This is a genomic window from Aestuariispira insulae (genome assembly GCF_003385955.1).
Taxonomy (GTDB): domain Bacteria; phylum Pseudomonadota; class Alphaproteobacteria; order UBA8366; family Aestuariispiraceae; genus Aestuariispira; species Aestuariispira insulae.
This window is the reverse complement of the sequence record NZ_QRDW01000003.1, coordinates 61,702-80,708: the sequence shown is the minus strand read 5'-3', so window position 1 is coordinate 80,708 and position 19,007 is coordinate 61,702. Positions and strand designations below refer to the sequence as shown.

The following is a 19,007-nucleotide window of genomic DNA, read 5'->3' as shown; positions in this document are numbered from 1 at the left end:
CGGACGCGCTGTCAAGGAGACGATCCATGACGTATATCGGTGATACTTCACCGCTGTTCCAAGCGAACGAGACTTACGTTGAAGAACTTTATGCCCGTTACCGGGACGATCCGAAATCCGTCGACCAGAGCTGGGCGGCATTCTTCGAAGCCCTGGGCGAAGACATCCAAACCATCGCAGTGAAAGATCCCGGCGCCAGCTGGGCCTCCGGCCATTCAAAGGTGGTGGGCGGTGATGGCAGCAGCATCTCCATGTCGGATGCGCTGGCGGATGCCAAACAATATGACAATCCTTATGAGGCCCTGATGGCGCAGCTGCGCCAGGCGGCGGGCCCCGGTGCCAGCGCGGACCAGATCCGCCAGGCGACCCTGGATTCCATCCGGGCGTTGATGGTGATCCGGGCTTACCGGATCCGCGGGCATCTGCATGCAAAGCTGGATCCGCTGGGCCTGGTTCAGCGTGAAGACCACCCGGAGTTGGATCCGGCGACTTACGGTTTCAGTGATGCCGATTGGGACCGCCCGATCTTCATCAATTATGTGCTGGGGCTTGAAAGCGCTTCCCTGCGTGAGATTGTCCGCATCTGTGAACAGACCTATTGCGGCAATATTGGCGTGGAATTCCTCCATATCCAGGACCCGGACGAAAAAGCCTGGATCCAGGAGCGGATTGAAAGCACGCTGAACCGCAAGGATTTCACCGACCTTGGCCGGAAAACCATCCTGGAACGGCTGACTCAGGCGGATGTGTTCGAGACCTATCTCGACAAGAAATACCGGGGCACCAAGCGATTTGGCCTGGATGGCGGCGAGAGCCTGGTTCCGATGATGGAACAGATCTTCAAGCGTGGCGTGCAGCTGGGCCTGGAAGAGGTGGTTCTGGGCATGGCCCACAGGGGCCGGTTGAATGTTTTGGCCAATACCATGACCAAGCCCTACCGCCAGATTTTTGCGGAATTCGAAGGCCTGACCAATACCTTTGACGATATTCAGGGCTCGGGCGATGTGAAATACCATCTGGGCACCTCCGCCGACCGTGAATTCGACGGCAAGAATATCCATCTCAGCCTGACCGCGAACCCGTCCCATCTGGAGGCGGTGAACACGGTGGTTCTTGGCAAGGTGCGCGCTAAGCAGCGCCAGCGTGGTGACCAGGAACGTGAAAAGGTGATGGGTCTGTTGTTGCATGGGGATGCCGCCTTCATCGGCCAGGGTATCGTTGCGGAAACCTTCCTGCTTTCACAGCTCGATGGCTACAAAACCGGTGGCACGATCCATATCGCGATCAATAACCAGATCGGCTTTACCACCTCGCCCAGCGACTCCCGGTCCTCGCCCTATTGTTCCGATATGGCGAAAACCATTGATGCGCCGGTCTTCCATGTAAATGGCGACGATCCGGAGGCTTGTGTGCATGTGGCGCGCATGGCCATGGAATATCGTCAGAAATTCAAGAAGGATGTTGTGATCGATATGTGGTGCTATCGTCGCCATGGTCATAACGAAGGGGATGAGCCGAAATTCACTCAGCCGCTGATGTATGAACGCATCGGCGAACATCCGCGCGCACGGGAAGTATACGCAAAGCGGTTGGAAGAAAACGGCGTCATTCCGCCGGGCACCGGCGATCAGCTGGTCCAGGATTTCACCGCCAAACTGGATGAGGAGTTTGAAGCCGGGCGGTCGTTCAAACCCAACAAGGCCGACTGGCTGGAAGGCAAATGGTCCGGTCTCGGCCAGGCCAGCGGTACGGCCCGGCGTGGCGAAACCGGTGTTGATATTGACCTGCTGCGTGAGGTTGGTGATGCCATTTCCCGCGCACCGCAAAACTTCAATGTGAACTCCAAAATCCTGAAACAGCTGGACGCCAAGAGAAAAGCGCTGGAAACCGGTGAAGGGATCGACTGGGGCACAGCGGAGGCACTTGCCTTCGGTACGCTTCTTTGTGAATCCACATCGATCCGGCTTTCCGGTGAGGACAGCCAGCGCGGCACCTTCTCGCACCGCCATTCGGTCCTGGTGGACCAGAAGACGGAAGAGAATTATGTGCCGTTGAACAATATCCGGCTGGGTCAGGCCCCTTACGAGGTGATTGACAGTCCGCTGTCGGAATTTGGTCTGCTGGGTTTTGAATATGGCTATGCCAGTGCCGAACCGCAGGCCCTGGTGCTGTGGGAAGCCCAGTTTGGCGATTTTGCCAACGGCGCACAGGTGATCATTGACCAGTTTATTGCGTCCGGTGAGAGCAAATGGCTGCGCATGTGCGGCCTGGTGATGCTATTGCCGCATGGGTATGAAGGCCAGGGTCCGGAACATTCCTCCGCACGTCTGGAACGCTATCTGCAGCTCTCGGCGGAAGATAACTGGCAGGTTTGCAATATCACCTCGCCGGCCAACTATTTCCATGCCCTGCGCCGTCAGGTGCGACGGAATTTCCGTAAGCCCCTGATCCAGATGTCGCCGAAATCCCTGCTGCGTCACAAGCGCTGTGTCAGCCCGATTGAGGATTTTGTGGAAGGCTCCACCTTCCACCGTGTTCTCTGGGACTTGAAACAGCATGAAGGCGGCCTGAAGGCGGACAAGGACATCAAGCGCGTGGTGCTCTGCTCCGGCAAGGTCTATTTCGACCTGTATGAAGAGCGCGAGCGCATGGGCATTGACGATGTCTATATCCTGCGTCTGGAACAGCTTTATCCCTTCCCGGATTACCCGTTGAAGCAGGAATTGAAGCGGTTCCCGAATGCGGATGTGGTCTGGTGCCAGGAAGAGCCGGAAAACAACGGTGCCTGGTTCTTTGTCGACCGCCGTCTGGAAAAAGTGATCGGGGAATCCGGCAATAAGGTTTGCAGCCGTCCGGTTTATGCGGGCCGGCCCGCCTCGGCTTCGCCGGCAACCGGCAGTGCGAAGAAGCATATCCTGGAACAGCAGGCGTTGGTCCGGGATGCGTTGAGTGTGGATGGCGCCAAAAAACCGGCCAAGAAATCCCCGGCGAAGAAAACTGCGGCCAAGAAGGCGACCGCTAAAAAAGCGGCGGCCAAGAAAACCGCAGCCCGCAAGAAGTAACAAGGGCGGCGGGCTGGTCTGGCCCGCCGTCAACCACCGTTTCGCCAGTTTTGGCATGAAAGAGAAAGCTCAGGTAGGAGCCTAAAGGTATGACAACGGATGTAATCGTCCCCGCGCTTGGGGAATCTGTCTCAGAAGCAAGCATCATCAAATGGTTTAAATCAGTTGGCGAGTCCGTCGCCCTGGACGAGCCGCTGGTAGAGCTGGAAACCGACAAAGTCACCATCGAGGTGCCCTCGCCCGTGGCGGGTGCCCTCTCTGAGATTATTGCGGATGAAGGGGTTGATGTGGAAGTGGGCAGCCTGCTCTGCCGCGTGACCGAAGGGGCTGCCGGTGAAGCGGCGGCACCGGCGAAGGAAGAGGCCACGCCCGAGAAGGAAGCCGCCCCGGCACCCGAAAAAGCCGCCCCTGCCCCGGCAGCATCGGCACCGGCCGCTGCGCCTGCGGCACCGGCGACCAACTTGGATCTCTCGCCGTCCGTTGCCAAGCTGGTGGCAGAGTTCAACCTGGATGCGTCGAAAATCCCGGCAACGGGGCCGAAGGGCAACCTGACCCGCGAAGATGTGCAGAATTTCATCGCCAATGCGGCCAAGGCACCGGCCAAAGCCGCGGCCCCGGCCGGTCCGGCAAAACCGGCGGCCCCCAGCTATGACACGCTGGGCGAACGTCCGATGGACCCTAGAGGTGAAGAGCGGACCAAGATGTCCAAGCTGCGCAAGGTGATCGCAACCCGTTTGAAGGATGCGCAGAACACGGCGGCCATGCTGACCACCTTCAACGAGGTGGATATGACGGCCCTGATGGCGCTGCGGTCCGAATATAAGGAACAGTTCCAGAAAAAGCATGATGTGAAGCTGGGCTTCATGAGCTTCTTCGTCAAAGCGGCGGTGATCGCGCTCAAGGAATTGCCTGCGGTCAATGCGGAGATCTACGGCGATGAGATCATCTATAAAAACTATTACGACATCGGCATTGCTGTCGGCACGCCGCAGGGTCTGGTAGTGCCGGTTCTGCGTGATGCGGACAAGCTTTCCTTCGCCGAGATCGAAGCGGCCATCGCTGACTTTGGCATGCGGGCCCGCGCCGGCAAGCTGACCATGGCGGAAATGATGGGCGGCACCTTTACCATCACCAATGGCGGTGTGTTCGGTTCCCTGCTCTCCACCCCGATCATCAACCCGCCGCAATCCGGCATTCTGGGCATGCATAAGATCCAGAAACGCCCGATCTGCGATGACAAGGGTGAGATCAAGGTGGGCAACATGATGTATCTGGCCCATTCCTATGACCACCGGATCATTGACGGCCGTGAGGCGGTTACCTTCCTGGTGCGACTGAAGGATTGCCTGGAAGACCCGGCCCGCCTGCTGATCGACGTATAAGCCGCGCCGATAATGTGATAACGCCCCATCAATTCTGTTTGATGGGGCGTTATTTTTTGGAAAATTCTCTTTAAAATATTGAAACTACAAAATATTCAGCCAGATTTAAGACTCCTCCCCACACTATTCTTGCCCAATCTGACAACAGACACTGCCGGTAACTTTCGTTAAAACGGCAGTATTCTAACCAGCTATCATATTGGTTGTATTGTTTTGCGCGAGGAGCTCAATATGGAACCGGCATCACATCGTCTGCCACCATATCTGAATTGCAAGGACCGCCCCTCTTGCCCGGCAGGAATTGATCTTCGTGCGGGAACAAAAATATCGGGTTTTTTAGAACGATCCGTTTTACCGAGCCCGGTTATTCGAACGATCCCATTAGCGGGAAAGCCTAGAAAACGGTTGATTTCCTGTAACGCTACACTCCGCTTTCAGAAAAAGGCCACAACCGCTTCTCGTCACATTCTGCGAGACAGGCGTGGCTAGAACCCATGGCAGCGGGCCGCGCTTCCTATCGTGTTTCCATATGATTTGGTCGTCACGAAGAAACGGTTGCCGATAGTAACAGCGGTAAGATTTAGGTGAAGGGTAATTTATATGAAGACGATCCTAATTATAGGCCTGAACATAGCGGCGGGAAAATACTTGCCGGTTCAATTGAAAAAAATGGGATATAACTCAATTATCCTGTTGGATTCCAATAGAGATACCTGTGGTTCAGGCGATGAAATTGGGCTTAGCGAGTGCCATATCGCTGACATTGGGGATCCTGTGTCCGTGATAGATTTTTTGGAGCGGCATCCGGACATCGTGGAACGCGCCGATTATGTGACCAGCTGCTATGATGATGTCTTCAATCTAGTGGCGGAGGTTAAAGAGCGGTTTAACCTTTCCGGTCCGCCTACGGTGTTTGCAAAACTATCCGATAAGGACTTTGTGGCCCGGTTGGTGCCAGAATACAGCCCGCAGACGACAGCGATCAATCTGAGTGACCCCGGATTGATACACAAATTGTCCCATTTGGATGACAGCAAGGCGTATATCCTCAAATTACCGATATCCTCCGGCGCGGTGGGAAATCAATTTATAGATCCGGTTCAGGGACAGTCGTTGATCGAGACGGTGACCAAAGCGCTGAATAGCTCGAAAATCCATGAGGCGACCCGGCGTGAGTGGATTTTGCAGGAAGCCATCCCCGGGCGGTTGTTCAGTTTTGAAGGATTTGTCGAAGGAGGAAAAGTCACCTGCCTTGGTGTATCCAAGCGCGGACGATTAAAATTTACCGAGGTCCGGAACAGTTATCCCGTAGATCGACAGTTTTCGACTTCCATACATCAGCAATGCCGTGACTGTATCCAACGCCTGACTTGGCGCGCAGGATTCGAGAATGGATATTTCCATTGTGAGTTCATTTTGAACAAAGACAGAGCCTATCTGATAGATGCCAATATGGGGCGCATGTGCGTCGGTACCTTCTTGGAACAGGCAGCTGAAGCCCATAGCCTTACCGCGGGCGAAATTGCTGCACACGGTCTGTTGCTACCTCTGGGAGAGGCGGTGACGCGTCCATGCTATCGGGATCCTTCTGATTGCCCGGAAACCCTTGGTATTTATTATTGTCTCAGGTCGGGCGGACGCGTGTTGGGATGGGATATCCCGGAAACGTTCTGCAATAATCACACGAAGATGGTACAGCCAGATAGCCTTGTACCACCGGTTGGGGAATCCAATCAGGCATGGGTGGGCATGGCCGTCGGTCAGGCGAAGACACTGCTATCCCAAATGAGGAATCTCAGGATCCAGACGGAAGAAGAACTGCAAGCCCCAGTTTTCTTATAGATCCCGGGTTATTGTGAATGATGGTCGCCAATCGGCTTTGGTATAAATCCAAAGCCGATTGGTCCTATATAGTCGATGTCGGAGGAGAGTGTGTTTTAAGACTTAGGTCTTAATCTGCCGTCTGGTCTGCTTTATGGAAGCGGGCCTGGCGTTTCATCATCTCGCTCGGCATGCCGTTTTTCTTGGAAACCTCTACTTCCTTGACCAGGGAACCGTCCTTGGTTTCAACCCGGACCATGTAGCTTTCATCGGATTTGACGGTGATGTCGCCAACCTGCAGATTGTCGTTGCCCAGACGCAGCAGGAAGGCCTGCGCCAAGATGCGGATTTCTTCCGTGGAATAGTTCCGGTCCTCGCCGCGCATCATGCCGAAGAACCCCATGGGGCCGCCAAAATGGCCGCCGCGCATCATAGCACTATGCTGGCCGCCGCGTTTCCAGCCGCAGTCATCACCGTCCTTATCCGCATAGGCATTCATGCCATAGCTGCTGACACCGGCCAGGATCAGGCCGGAAACAATTGCGATTTTCATTCCTTTTTTCATGGATCTTCCTCCAGAAAGTTAAACAGGGTCTTGATTGTCGTTTCGTTTTGGCGGCCGGCCTATGCGCTGGGCATTGGCCTCCGATGTCCCTGTTAAACCACCAAAATCCCGGAAAAGTGTGTCGCCGCCCCCCATCTTTTGTAAGGCTTCTTGTCAGTCTGCGGGATTGGCAAACTTTGTTACATTTTTCCGCTCCAAGCTGCGGTTTGGCCGGGTATAGTGCAATGAAGAAGCTTTGCTATTTGTAATCTTGGACCAAGCTATGTCTGATGAACCCCATATCCTGATCGTTGATGACAACCGGGAAATCCGCCAACTGTTGGGAAAATATCTCGACCAGCACGGTTTCCGGACCTCCCTGGCGGAAAGCGCCGATGCCGCAAGACGTTTCTTGAAGGCCTCGGGGGTGGATTTGGTGGTGCTGGATGTCATGATGCCGGGTGAGGATGGTCTCAGCCTGTGCCGCCACCTCCGGGAAAATAGTGCGATTCCCGTGATATTTCTGACCGCCATGGGCGAAGAAACCGACCGGATCATCGGGCTGGAAATGGGCGCGGATGACTATATGACCAAACCGTTCAATCCGCGCGAGATGATGGCCCGGATCAAGGCGGTATTGCGCCGCTCATCCAGCCTTCCCTATGACAAAAATCCAGCGCCTGCCGCAGAAATACAGCGCTTTGCCAATTGGACGCTCAATGTCAGCCGCCGCGAGCTGGAGGATGAAAACGGCGTGGCGGTGCCGCTCAGCACGGCGGAATTTGCGCTGCTCACCGCATTCCTCAATCACCCGAAAATGGTGCTCAGCCGAGACCAGCTGTTGGACCTGACCCAGGGCCGGTCGGCCGATGTTTTTGACCGGTCCATCGATAACCAGGTGAGCCGCCTGCGCAAAAAGGTCGAGAAGGATCCCAAGAACCCGGAATTGATCAAAACGGTCTGGGGCGGTGGCTATATGTTCTCCGCCAGCATCTCGAAGGGATGAGGTGATCATGGTCAAGCTCATGTCCCGGTTCCGTCCCTGGCCGCGCAGCCTGGCCGGTCAGATGATCCTGCTGATGCTGCTGGTGTTGATCCTGGCACAGGTTTTCGGTTTCTGGTTTTTGGCGGACGAGCGCAAGGCGGCTTTGCGGGCCATGGGCCGGGACGTGACCGCGGAACGGATTGAATCCGTGTTGCGCCTGTTGCAGGAAACACCGCAGTCGCTGCATGACAAGGTGACAGTAGCGGCGTCTGATGGCCGGATCCGTTTTTCCCTGGACGGGATCAGTCAGATCACCGAGTCTGACGCCCTGGAAATTCCGCGATTCCAGATGCTGTATCGTGGGCGTCTGGAGGAAATGGGGGTTCTGGATATACGGGTGCGCATGGTGGAGCTGGACTTGCCGCCCTGGCATCGTTTGGATCTGCCAAAGCGGGGCGAGCGGTGGGATCGCGATAGGGACGGGCATGACCGGGATCGCTGGCGGCATCCCAACAGGGATCAACTGCGGGGCGGTTTGTTTGAGCTTTCCCTGCAACTGGCAGATGGGCGCTGGCTGAACGTGTCCCATCATCTACCGCCAAGGCCTTATATCTGGGCTTTGGCGGAGTTCCTGACGCTATTTGGGTCGGCGACAGCCCTGATCCTGATGGTGATTGTGATGATCCGGCGGATCACCAGGCCCGTGCGTACCCTGGCCGACGCATCTGATGCTTTGGGGCGGGGGGCTGATGTGCCGGTGATTCAGGAAACCGGGGCCGCGGAAATACGGCATGCGACCCGGGCCTTTAATGACATGAATATGCGCTTGAAACGCTTCATGAAGGATCGGCTGGCGATCCTGGCGGCGCTTTCCCATGATTTGCGCACGCCGATCACCACCCTGCGCCTGCGGGCGGAATTCATTGAGGATGAGGAAAACCGGGAGAAAGTCCTGGAAACCATCGATGAAATTGCGGAGATGACCGAGGTGACCTTGAGCTTTGTCCGGGAGGATACGGCCACGGAACATACCCGGCTTACGGATTTCGCGGCGTTATTGGAAACGGTTTGTGATGATCTTGCCGACCAGGGAAAGACAGTGATGCTCAAGGAAATCACCGGCCGTCCTCTGGTGCAGTGCCGTCCTGTTGCCCTAAAGCGGGCCCTGCGCAACCTGATTGAGAATGCGGATAAATATGGCGATGGCGCAGCTGTCTCCATCGAAGCACAGGAAGGCCAGATTGCGGTGCTGGTGGAAGATGACGGCCCCGGCATTCCGGAGGAAAAACTGGAAGATATTTTCCAGCCCTTTGTCCGCCTGGAGGAATCGCGCAGTCGGGATACCGGCGGGATCGGGATGGGCTTGGCGATTGCCCGCATGATCGCCCGTGGACATGGCGGTGACATCGTAATGGAAAACCGGGTTGTCGGCGGTCTGCGCGCCATCCTGACTTTGCCTCTATCCGGCTAATGCAGGGCTTATTCAGCCTTTCTTAATATAAATAGGCGATGATCTAATAACAGGCGGCAGAAGACGCCCCTGAGTTTGTGACACATGTATTGGAGGCCGCAATGGGCAGCATGTATTACCGGATGATTGATGCTCTTGCTGAGGCGCATCTGATGGCCTGCAGCCAAAAAAAAGAAGATATTGCCTCGTTGCTTTTGTCCGCCATAGAGATTGAATGGGAAAAATACGGGCGGCGTCAGAACGAAAAACGCGAAGGCATTGATATGCTGGAACTCGCACAAACCCGTCAGCAGAAAATGGATGGGGTTCACTGAGAACTGTCTGTTTCCAGATCAAATTTCAATAAATTTTCCAGACTATTACAGGCCCTTATTAATTCCTGACATAAGATGTTGTCAGGACGTGTTGTCATCAGGGCTTCCGCGCTAGCGCGGTTAAACCACAAGGTCCCTGCCCGGCCGCCGTTAAACCGTCGCCATAACATTTCGCCATCGATATGATAATCAGTAATCAGGCTTCTGAGATTGTGTAGCCTGTCCGCGGTTTTAACACGAAGCGCCCCTTGGGAAAGGCTGGCGATTTTTGCCAGATCGGCTTCTTTGCGCCGACGCCATCCCTTTGGGCTGTCATCTGCCGGGCGGCGCTCGATCTTGTCGGTGCATTCCAGAACGATCCCGGCGACGTGATCCCCGAAAAGATCCCGGATCCGGTCCAATGTTTCCTGCCCGCCCTGATCCTCGACCGCGTCATGCAAAAGGGCGGCGATGGCTTCATCCTCGGTGCCGCCATCTTCCAGAACCAGGCCGCAAACCGCCAGCAGATGGCTGATATAGGGGATGTTCCCGCCTTTGCGGGTCTGATCGCGGTGCAGGTCATGGGCCAGAGCCAGGGCCCGGTCAAATCGCGGACCCAAGATCATGGCTCTACCCTCCGCTTTTCTCAAGAAGGCGCACGAGGCTGTGCAGGGCATCATCCTCGATCCCCAGGGCGTCGAGGCGGGCCACCGTATTCATGAGATATTCTGTGTTGGGCCCGGCGCTGCCATGGGCCTTGGCGATCAAGTCCAGGCATTCGTCCTGCGGCAGGTCGCCGGCATATTGCGGATGGGCGCGATCGACCACGAATGTGTGACAGACCTGGTTTTTGCCATTGATCTCGGCGGTGACTTCCATCGGCTCATAAACGCCGGTTACCATCTCGCGCTCCCACAGATAGTCCATGGCGGTTTGGGATTGGTCCGGTGTCACCCGGAAGGCCATGCCGTGGCATTCGCCGCCCCGGTCCAGGCCGAGGACCAGCCCGGGGATTTCCGGTGTGCCGCGATAGCGGTGCGAATAAACGCAAAAGGATCTTTTCCAACCGGGCAGGAAGGCAGGGCAGGCTTCCGTATGATCGAAACCCGGGTTCCACATCAGGGACCCATAGCCGAAAACCCAGATATCCCGGTCGGTCGGCAGGGTGGCAAGCAATTCACGCTTCATGTGCGCGCGCACGGCTTCGTCCAGTTTCGGATAGGCGTTGGGCGGGTCGGTTGTGGGATGCATGACTTTCCTGACGGCATTGAGATACTGATCCATATTCTAGGCAGGCATTCGGCTGGTGCAAGACTACCCGCGGGAGGTTTGCGCAGGCTCTACGGAAAAGTGAAGAAAACTGCCCGTCCGGGTGGGGACATCCTCTGGTCTTTGCGGGGATACTGTCCTATATAAGGCGTGAATTCCGCCCCTGGCCTGCCGGATCGATCCCATGATGGTATCCTGCATGGAAAAGGGTGGGAAAAGTTATATAATATCAAGCGCCTGCTTCCTTTCATTGCAGAAGAGTTCGACGCCGTCATGACCGAAAAGAACATCTCCGCCGCCCCCCGCCCTGTTATGCTGTGCATTCTGGATGGTTGGGGTGACCGACAGGATAGGCACAATAATGCGGTGGCGCTGGCCAATACCCCTAATTGGGACCGTCTGGCCGCTCATTGTCCCAAGGCGCAGTTGCAGGCCTCTGAAACCTTTGTCGGCCTGCCCAAGGGGCAGATGGGCAATTCCGAGGTGGGTCATATGAATTTGGGGGCCGGACGCGTTGTTCTGCAGGATTTGCCCCGCATCGATGATGCCTTTGAGCGTGGCGTGGTCGCGGATAATCCGAATATGGCGGCTTTTGTCACCAAATTGAAAGCGACCGGCGGGGCGGCCCATCTGCTGGGGCTGCTATCTCCGGGCGGGGTGCATTCCCATCAGGATCATATGGCAAAACTGGCCAATCTGCTGATCGAGGCGGGTGTTCCGGTGAAGGTGCATGCCATCCTTGACGGTCGTGACACCGCACCGAAAAGTGCCATTCCTTATCTAAATACCTTCATGGAAGCCGCGCCGAACGCGGAGATTGCCACCTTGAGCGGCCGCTATTATGCCATGGATCGGGACAAGAACTGGGACCGGGTCGAAGGGGCCTACCGGGCAATGGTTCAGGCCGAGGGGCTGGCGGCCGGTGATCCTGTTGCCGCGGTGGAAGCATCCTATGCCGACGGCAAGAACGATGAATTTGTCCTGCCGGTGGTTTTGGACGGATATGACGGCATGAAGGCGGGTGATGGCGTGATCATGGCAAACTTCCGCGCCGACCGGGCCCGGGAGATTTTAAGCGCGTTGCTGGATCCGGCGTTTGATGGGTTTGAGCAAGCTGACATTGAATTTGCCGCCACGCTTGGCATGGTGGAATATTCCAGTGCTCATAACGCTTTCCTTGAAACCCTGTTCCCGGCGGAACAGTTGGAAAACACCCTTGGCGCGGTCGTTTCGGCCAAGGGGCTGAAACAGCTTCGGATCGCCGAAACGGAAAAATATGCTCATGTGACATTCTTCTTCAATGGCGGCGAGGAAGCGGTCTTTGACGGTGAAGAACGCATTTTGGTGCCCTCGCCCAAGGTTGCAACCTATGACCTGCAGCCCGAAATGTCCGCGCCCGAAGTGACGGATAAGTTGGTTGCGGCAATTGAAAGTGATGCTTTTGCCCTGATCGTGGTGAATTTCGCCAATACGGATATGGTCGGCCATACCGGTAATCTGGAAGCGGCGATCAAGGCGGTTGAAGCGGTGGACGGTTGTCTTGGCCGCCTGGCGGATGCCTTGGAAAAGGCCGGCGGGGCCATGCTGGTAACGGCGGATCATGGCAATGCCGAACAGATGATCAATCTGGAAACCGGGCAGGCCCATACGGCGCACACGCTTAACCCGGTGCCGCTGCTGTTGGTGGGAACCGGCCTGGAGGGTATGTCTCTTCGATCCGGGCGTCTGGCCGATGTGGCACCCACTTTGCTTGATCTGATGGGGTTGGAAAAACCTGCCGAGATGACGGGGGAAAGCCTGGTGGCACAGGCCCAGCAATCGGCGGCGGAATAGGAGACAACAGGGTCTTGTATAAGCGAGGCATTGTCGTTCATGTCTTATCTGCCGGTCTTATGGCCGGACTGCTGCTGTGGGCGGGTCCCCTGGCGGCGCAAGATGCCTCTAAAAAACTCGACACGGTTCAGGAGCGCCTGGCCAGTGAGAAAAAGCGCCAGCGTGCCCTGGAGGCTAAGGCCCGTGAATTGGCCCGGGAAGTGCGCCGCCTGCGCGAAGAGACTGTTTCGGTGGCCCGGCAGATGCAGGAACGGGAATCCCTGGTCTCGACATTGGAATTACAGTTGATCGAATTGCGGGATGAACGGGCGCAAAGACGATCCGGCCTGAAGGCCCAGCGGGCCCAGCTGAGCAGTACATTGGGCGCGCTCAGCCGCATGCCGGTTTCGCCGGAACGGGTGTTTTTCCTCTATCCGGGCGATCCGGAGCAGGCGGTCCGAAGTGCCATGCTGTTGCAGGCTGCCGTGCCGGCCCTGCGGAACCGGGCGGATATCCTGCGCGAAGAGCTGGATGCGCTGACTGCGGTTGAACATGATATTACCGATAAGTTGGGCCAGCTGAAGCAGGCGGAAGATACCCTGGCCTTGGAACGGGCCCGGATGGCCTCCCTGCTGGCGCAAAAAACCAAACTGGCGGACAGCGCCCAGAAGAAACAGGAAAAAAGCCAGAAAAAGATTGCTGATCTGGTCTCTAAGGCAAAATCCCTGAAGGATTTGATCTCAAAGTTGAACAAGGCGCGACCGAAACCTAAACCGGAAGCGGCAGGAGGTCCTGACCCAGAGCCAGAACAGGATATCCGGCTGGTGAGGCCGGATGTCGTGCGCACCTTCCCAAGCAAGGGACCCGTCAAATCACCGGTGGTCGGTCGGGTGGTTCAGCGTTATGGGCAGGATCTGGGCTATGGTCAAACGGCAAAAGGAGTCACGGTGCGAACCCGGGCAAAGGCCCAGATTGTAGCGCCCCATGATGGTCAAATTGTCTTTTCCGGGCCTTTTCGTGATCACGGACTCATTTTGATTATTGAACATCCTGGTGGATATCATACTGTATTAGCTGGATTTGAGCATGTTGATGTGGTGACAGGCCAATGGTTGATCGCGGGGGAGCCCGTCGGAGCCATGGGCACGCCATCCGCCGGCGGAAGTCCAGAGCTTTATGTGGAATTGCGGCGTGAAGGCCGACCCGTGAATCCGCTCAATTGGTTTACGGCCGGAAATATCAAGGTGCACGGATGATCATAAATCGGCGGGCGATGGCCCTGGGTTTTGGCGTGATGTTCGGCGTTGGTGTGGCCAGCGGTTTCACCGTTGCCAATGCAGATGATCAAGAAACATACAAATCCCTGGAGCTTTTCTCCAAAGCCTTTGAGAAGGTCCGGGAAGACTATGTGGAAGATGTCAGTGAGAAAGAACTGATTGAAGCTGCCATTCAGGGCATGCTCAGTTCACTTGACCCACATTCCAGCTATTTCTCCGCGAAGGAATATGAGGATCTCAGGACCGATACCAAGGGCGAATTTGGCGGCCTGGGCATCGAAGTCACCATGGAAAACGGCTGGGTCAAGGTGGTGTCGCCGATTGATGAAACGCCGGCCTATCGGGCGGGCATCAAGGCGGGCGATTATATCACGCATCTTGATGGTGAATCCGTGCAGGGGTTGAGCCTGGACCAGGCGGTCGAGCGGATGCGTGGCCTGGTGGGCGAAGATATCAAACTGACGATCGCCCGCGAGGGGGTTGATCCGTTTGACGTCACCATCACCCGTGACAAGATCAAGATCCGTTCTGTGCGCTATCGGGTTGAAGACGGCAATGTCGGTTATATCCGGATTTCGCGCTTCAACGAACAGACCCAGCCCGGCCTAGACCAGGCGATCAAGCGCCTGAACGAAGAAACCGAGAACGGCTTGGCGGGCTATGTGCTGGATCTCCGAAACAATCCGGGCGGCCTGTTGGATCAGGCCATTTCGGTCTCAGATACGTTCCTGGAACAGGGGTTGATTGTCTCGACCCGCGGCCGCGACCGTCAGAATGCCCAGGATTTCCGAGCCAGCAAAGGCGATTCCGCCAAAGGTCTGCCTGTGGTGATCCTGATTAATGGCGGGTCCGCCAGTGCCTCTGAAATTGTGGCAGGTGCGTTGCAGGATCATCGCCGGGCAATTCTGGTTGGCACCGATACATTCGGCAAAGGATCGGTCCAGACCATCTTGCCGCTGAACCGTACCGATGCGATCAAGCTGACCACTCAGCGTTATTATACGCCCAATGGTCGCTCCATTCAGGCGAAAGGCATTCAGCCGGATATTGTTGTTGAGCAGGCGCGTCTGGAAGTCCTGAATAACAATTTCCGTTCCGAAGCAGATCTGCGCGGCGCACTGGATAGTGAAAATGCCCCTGCGGAAAATACCGAAGAGGCTGAAGCTGAAACCGGTGAAACCACACCGGCTGACTATCAGCTTTCCCGGGCGGTGGATCTGATCAAGGCCATTTCTCTTTATAGCGGGATGACGGATACCCGTTGAACAGATAAACTGTAAACTTCAAGGGGATGTGCGTGGAAAACCATGCACATCCCGTATCGGTAACGAATAACGTCGTCGGATGTCCGACGGGGAACGGTTTGCGCTGGATCTGAAAGCCAAGATACCCAAGGTCAACCTGTCCTTCCTTAAAGGGAAGGATGGCGCGGATGCGGCGGATGAAGATGATCTGGATTACCTGGAAAAAACCCGGTTCCAGAAGATTTTTCCATGGATGTCGGTGGGCATTGCCTATCTGATCCTGGTGGGCGGTGTTGCCGGTACGGCCATCTATCTCACTTCCCACGAAGATGAAATTGCGGCCGAAATGCGGGCCAAGCGGCCGATGATTGCCCTGGAACCGATAACCATCCGGGAAACCCGCCGGGTTGAGGCGTCCGATGGGGATGATCAATCGGCCCCCGCCGAAGCGGAAAACCCCCTGCTTGCCCTGATGCCAGGGCGAAATGAGGCTGATGGGGAAGAGACGGATCCGCAAATGGCAGAGGATACGGCTGGATCGGGTGAACAACTGTCCGATGCGGATAAGCCTGCCGAGGAAACTGACAATAGGGCGGGGACCGAAACGGGGGATGGCACAAACACCGCAGCTGTTGAACAACCGCAGGAAGTCCCGCCAGGAACAGGGAGCGGGGAAGATCCCTATGGCGGTGCGCTCATTCCTCATCCGGATCCCAACCTTGTGGAAGAGTCCGATGTGGGACCATTGCCGATGATCGCGGTGGACGGCCGGCTGCCCTGGCGGGTTTATTCCAGACCCTTTAATCCGTTGGAAACACGGCCACGTATAGCGATTGTTGTGACCAATCTGGGCCTCTCCGATCAGGTGACCGACAAAGCGATAGAATTACCGGGGGCCATGACGCTGGCCTTTGCGCCCTATTCCCGGAAAATCAGTGAGTGGATTGATAAAGCGCGCGGAGCAGGCCACGAGGTGCTGTTGACCCTGCCGATGGAACCCCATGATTTTCCGATGAGCGATCCAGGTCCCTATGCCTTGATGACTTCGCTTGACGGTGAGGAAAATGTCGAAAAACTACATTGGATCATGAGCCGGGCCACCGGCTACATCGGGATGGTGAATTTCCTCGGTTCGAAATTCAATTCCAGCAAGGACATCCTGCGTCCGGTCTTTGCGGAATTGCAGCGACGCGGCCTGATGTATCTCGAGACATCTGAAGCAGTGGTCAGCATCGTACCGGAATTGTCCGGTGAAATGGAGGTGCCTTCACTGAGCGTGGATATCGTGCTGGACGGACCATCTGGGACCGGTCAGCTTTTGACCAATCTTGCGCGCTTGGAATCCCGGGCAAAGACACAGGGCTATGCCATTGGACTTGCCTACAATCATCCAAATGGTATTGATCGGTTGGAAAGCTGGAGCCGGGACCTGGCGGAAAAAGGGATTGCGTTGATCCCCCTGTCCGCGGTGTTGGCGTCCGGCCTTGAAAAAACCGCGGGCGGCAGCTGAGGCGATTAGATTCATGGCGGCGGACATTATTGTTTTGAGGGAGCAGGACTGACGGATGAGTGCGGATACGGATAACCGGCCTTATCGGCCCTGTGTCGGGCTGATGCTGATCAACCGGGCTGGCGATGTTTTCGTCGGCAACCGGATTGATACTCCCGGTGATCATTGGCAGATGCCGCAGGGCGGTATTGATGAGGGTGAGACACCGGCTGAGGCGGCTTTGCGGGAACTGGCGGAAGAGATTGGCACGGACAAGGCCCGCATTCTTGCTGAATCCGAAAACTGGCTTTCCTATGATTTGCCGCGAGAGCTGTCCCGCAAGATCTGGAAGGGCCGGTATCGGGGCCAGACCCAAAAATGGTTCCTGCTGTTGTTTGAAGGTGAGGATGGCGATGTGCGCCTGGATGCCCATCATCCGGAATTCTCCGAATGGCAATGGACCCCCTTAATGGAACTGAGCCGGCAGATTGTGCCATTCAAGCGCGATACCTACGACCAGGTGGTGCGGGAATTTGCCCCGCATATCCGTGAAATTATCGATCGGCAAGGCGGCAGTTGAACAGCCGAGGATAGGCTGGCAGGATACGCCCGGTAGAAACAAGATCAAAAAAATCAGGAATGGTGATGCCCGTGACAGTCTTTTCCAACAGGCCTCGATTTCGGACCTTGATGCGATCCCTGCTGACAGCGGGGTTGCTCAGCGGATGCCTGGCCGTTTCGGGCAACGGGCTCTCCGCGGAGCCGGAGCTGGCTGATAATCCCTATGGCAATTATCTTTCCGGCCTTCATGCGTTGCGTTCTTCTGATTATGCAACCGCAAGCGTCTACTTGGATGCTGCCCTGCGCGAGAGCCCCGATAACGCGCAAATTTCGCTATTGGCCTTTCAAAGCAACTGGCGGGCGGGCAACCTGGACAGGGCCCGTGAACTGGCGGCTATTCTTGTGGCGGAGACTGGCCGTACGACAGGTCTTGCACCCTTGTTTTTGGGGTTGGAAGCGCTGAAGGAAGGCGAATATGCGCTAGCCGACCAGCTTTTGACCAAAGCCCAGCGGGATCCGTTGAGCCATGTGATCCTGCCGATGGCCAATGCTTGGCTGATGGCGGTGCAGGATAAACGCGAAGAATCCTTTGAGGCGTTGAGCCGTCTTCGTTCTGTCGCAAAGCCGATTGCCGATATCATGGAAGGCAAGCTCCACGAATATTACGGCGATTGGGCTGCCGCGGAAAAAGCCTATTTGGGCGGGGCCACCGACCCCATGACCCTCTATTCCGGTACCCAGCGTGCCTTGGTCCGAACCTATCTGCGCCAGGATCGCTTTGACGAGGCACGCAGCCTTTTAAGTGATATGCTGGCGCGTAATCCGAATGCGGTGGAACTGGAAGATGACATGGCCCGCCTGATGCGGGACAAAAACCTGGAGCCGCTGACGGAAACCCCGTTGCAGGCAGTGGCCGAAGGCACTTTGTTGATCGCGCAGGGCCATAATGACTGGGCCGTGAAGATGGATCTGGCCCGGCTTGCGGTAAGCTTGGATCCGACGCAGGTCAATGGCATACTCACCGTTGGCCAGTTGCTCGACAATAGCGGCCATTATGCCCAGGCCATCGCCATGTATGAACGGGTTCCGGAAACGGATTACCGGCAATGGCAGTCCCGGATCCAAACCGCGCTCAGCCGTTTTAATATGGGCGAAAAAATCGATGCGATTGATGATCTGGAAGAGATGGCTTTGGAACGCCCCGGACAATTGGGGCCGCTGGATGCGCTGAGCCGGATCCACCATTCCGAAGCGAAATATGATTTGATGCTTTCGGCTTTGGATCGCCTGGTGGACCGGTTGAAGACCGATCAGCCCGGCCATTGGAACTATTACCATCGGCGCGGTATCGCCCTCTCCAGCCTGGATCGCTGGAATGATGCGGAACAGGATTTCCTGCATGCGCTCAAACTCAGCCCCGATCAGCCGGATGTGTTGAATTATCTCGGCTATAGCTGGGTTGATCAGAATATCAATCTCGACAAGGCACTGGGCATGCTGCACCGGGCGGTGGAACTGCGCCGCACCGGCTATATCATCGACAGCCTGGGCTGGGCCTATTACCGCCTTGGCCGCTATGAGGATGCTGTCGAAGAACTGGAGCGCGCGGTTTTCCAGGAACCCATGGAACCGGTGATCAATGATCATCTGGGCGATGCTTATTGGAAGGTGGGCCGCTATCGGGAAGCCCGCTTCCAGTGGGAACGTGTTTTGGGCCTCGACCTTGAAGGCAATGAAGAAGTCAGCGCGGACGAGGTCGCACGCAAACTGGAATATGGTCTGTCGAACGGCGGCTGA

General features: G+C 56.3%; 15 protein-coding genes. 12 read left to right on the top strand and 3 right to left on the bottom strand.

Annotation, left to right across the window (positions count from 1 at the left end; translation table 11 throughout):
• Positions 1-26 precede the first annotated feature (26 nt).
• The 3 genes from DFP90_RS09230 to DFP90_RS09220 all read left to right on the top strand — a co-directional run bounded on the left by DFP90_RS09230 (position 27) and on the right by DFP90_RS09220 (position 6,286).
• Positions 27-3,062, top strand: coding sequence for a 2-oxoglutarate dehydrogenase E1 component (locus DFP90_RS09230; RefSeq protein ID WP_115936185.1), 3,036 nt, complete (start codon positions 27-29; stop codon positions 3,060-3,062).
• Positions 3,063-3,151: 89 nt separating this feature from the next.
• Positions 3,152-4,444, top strand: a complete 1,293-nt coding sequence (gene odhB, locus DFP90_RS09225; protein ID WP_115936184.1) for a 2-oxoglutarate dehydrogenase complex dihydrolipoyllysine-residue succinyltransferase — start codon at positions 3,152-3,154, stop codon at positions 4,442-4,444.
• A gap of 600 nt (positions 4,445-5,044) precedes the next feature.
• Complete coding sequence (locus DFP90_RS09220) at positions 5,045-6,286, top strand: ATP-grasp domain-containing protein (protein WP_115936183.1); 1,242 nt, start codon at positions 5,045-5,047, stop codon at positions 6,284-6,286.
• Between the two features lie 109 nt (positions 6,287-6,395).
• On the opposite strand, the gene DFP90_RS09215 is transcribed toward DFP90_RS09220, so the two are convergent.
• Positions 6,396-6,818 carry a hypothetical protein gene (locus DFP90_RS09215; protein ID WP_147300983.1) on the bottom strand — a complete coding sequence of 141 codons (423 nt, stop codon included), beginning with the start codon at positions 6,816-6,818 and terminating at the stop codon, positions 6,396-6,398.
• A gap of 274 nt (positions 6,819-7,092) precedes the next feature.
• On the opposite strand from DFP90_RS09215, the gene DFP90_RS09210 reads away from it, so the two are divergent.
• The 3 genes from DFP90_RS09210 (at position 7,093) to DFP90_RS09200 (ending at position 9,579) form a co-directional block, all read left to right on the top strand.
• Positions 7,093-7,815: a response regulator gene (locus tag DFP90_RS09210; RefSeq protein WP_115936181.1), complete on the top strand. Its 723-nt coding sequence runs from the start codon at positions 7,093-7,095 to the stop codon at positions 7,813-7,815.
• Positions 7,816-7,822: 7 nt separating this feature from the next.
• A complete protein-coding gene (locus DFP90_RS09205) occupies positions 7,823-9,265 on the top strand; it encodes an ATP-binding protein (RefSeq protein WP_115936180.1) in 1,443 nt (480 codons plus the stop codon).
• A gap of 101 nt (positions 9,266-9,366) precedes the next feature.
• Positions 9,367-9,579 carry a hypothetical protein gene (locus DFP90_RS09200; RefSeq protein ID WP_115936179.1) on the top strand — a complete coding sequence of 71 codons (213 nt, stop codon included), beginning with the start codon at positions 9,367-9,369 and terminating at the stop codon, positions 9,577-9,579.
• On the opposite strand, the gene DFP90_RS09195 is transcribed toward DFP90_RS09200, so the two are convergent.
• Together DFP90_RS09195 and DFP90_RS09190 are read right to left on the bottom strand one after the other, a co-directional pair.
• Entirely contained in the window at positions 9,573-10,184 is a 612-nt protein-coding gene (locus DFP90_RS09195) for an HD domain-containing protein (RefSeq protein WP_115936178.1), read from the bottom strand. The two genes, DFP90_RS09200 and DFP90_RS09195, sit on opposite strands and share 7 nt — an antisense overlap.
• A 4-nt stretch (positions 10,185-10,188) precedes the next feature.
• Positions 10,189-10,809 (bottom strand): gamma-glutamylcyclotransferase, encoded by a 621-nt coding sequence (locus DFP90_RS09190; RefSeq protein WP_245957014.1) that lies wholly within the window; start codon positions 10,807-10,809, stop codon positions 10,189-10,191.
• A gap of 291 nt (positions 10,810-11,100) precedes the next feature.
• On the opposite strand from DFP90_RS09190, the gene gpmI reads away from it, so the two are divergent.
• The 6 genes from gpmI to DFP90_RS09160 all read left to right on the top strand — a co-directional run bounded on the left by gpmI (position 11,101) and on the right by DFP90_RS09160 (position 19,007).
• Entirely contained in the window at positions 11,101-12,660 is a 1,560-nt protein-coding gene (gene gpmI, locus DFP90_RS09185) for a 2,3-bisphosphoglycerate-independent phosphoglycerate mutase (protein ID WP_115936495.1), read from the top strand.
• Positions 12,661-12,674: 14 nt separating this feature from the next.
• A complete protein-coding gene (locus DFP90_RS09180; RefSeq protein WP_147300982.1) occupies positions 12,675-13,895 on the top strand; it encodes a murein hydrolase activator EnvC family protein in 1,221 nt (406 codons plus the stop codon).
• Positions 13,892-15,181 (top strand): S41 family peptidase, encoded by a 1,290-nt coding sequence (locus tag DFP90_RS09175; RefSeq protein WP_218044629.1) that lies wholly within the window; start codon positions 13,892-13,894, stop codon positions 15,179-15,181. The genes DFP90_RS09180 and DFP90_RS09175 overlap by 4 nt, the downstream gene beginning before the upstream one ends.
• Positions 15,182-15,260: 79 nt before the next feature.
• Positions 15,261-16,670 (top strand): divergent polysaccharide deacetylase family protein, encoded by a 1,410-nt coding sequence (locus DFP90_RS09170; RefSeq protein WP_115936176.1) that lies wholly within the window; start codon positions 15,261-15,263, stop codon positions 16,668-16,670.
• Positions 16,671-16,725: 55 nt separating this feature from the next.
• Positions 16,726-17,229: an RNA pyrophosphohydrolase gene (locus tag DFP90_RS09165; protein ID WP_115936175.1), complete on the top strand. Its 504-nt coding sequence runs from the start codon at positions 16,726-16,728 to the stop codon at positions 17,227-17,229.
• 65 nt (positions 17,230-17,294) lie between these two features.
• Positions 17,295-19,007: a tetratricopeptide repeat protein gene (locus DFP90_RS09160; protein WP_181905274.1), complete on the top strand. Its 1,713-nt coding sequence runs from the start codon at positions 17,295-17,297 to the stop codon at positions 19,005-19,007.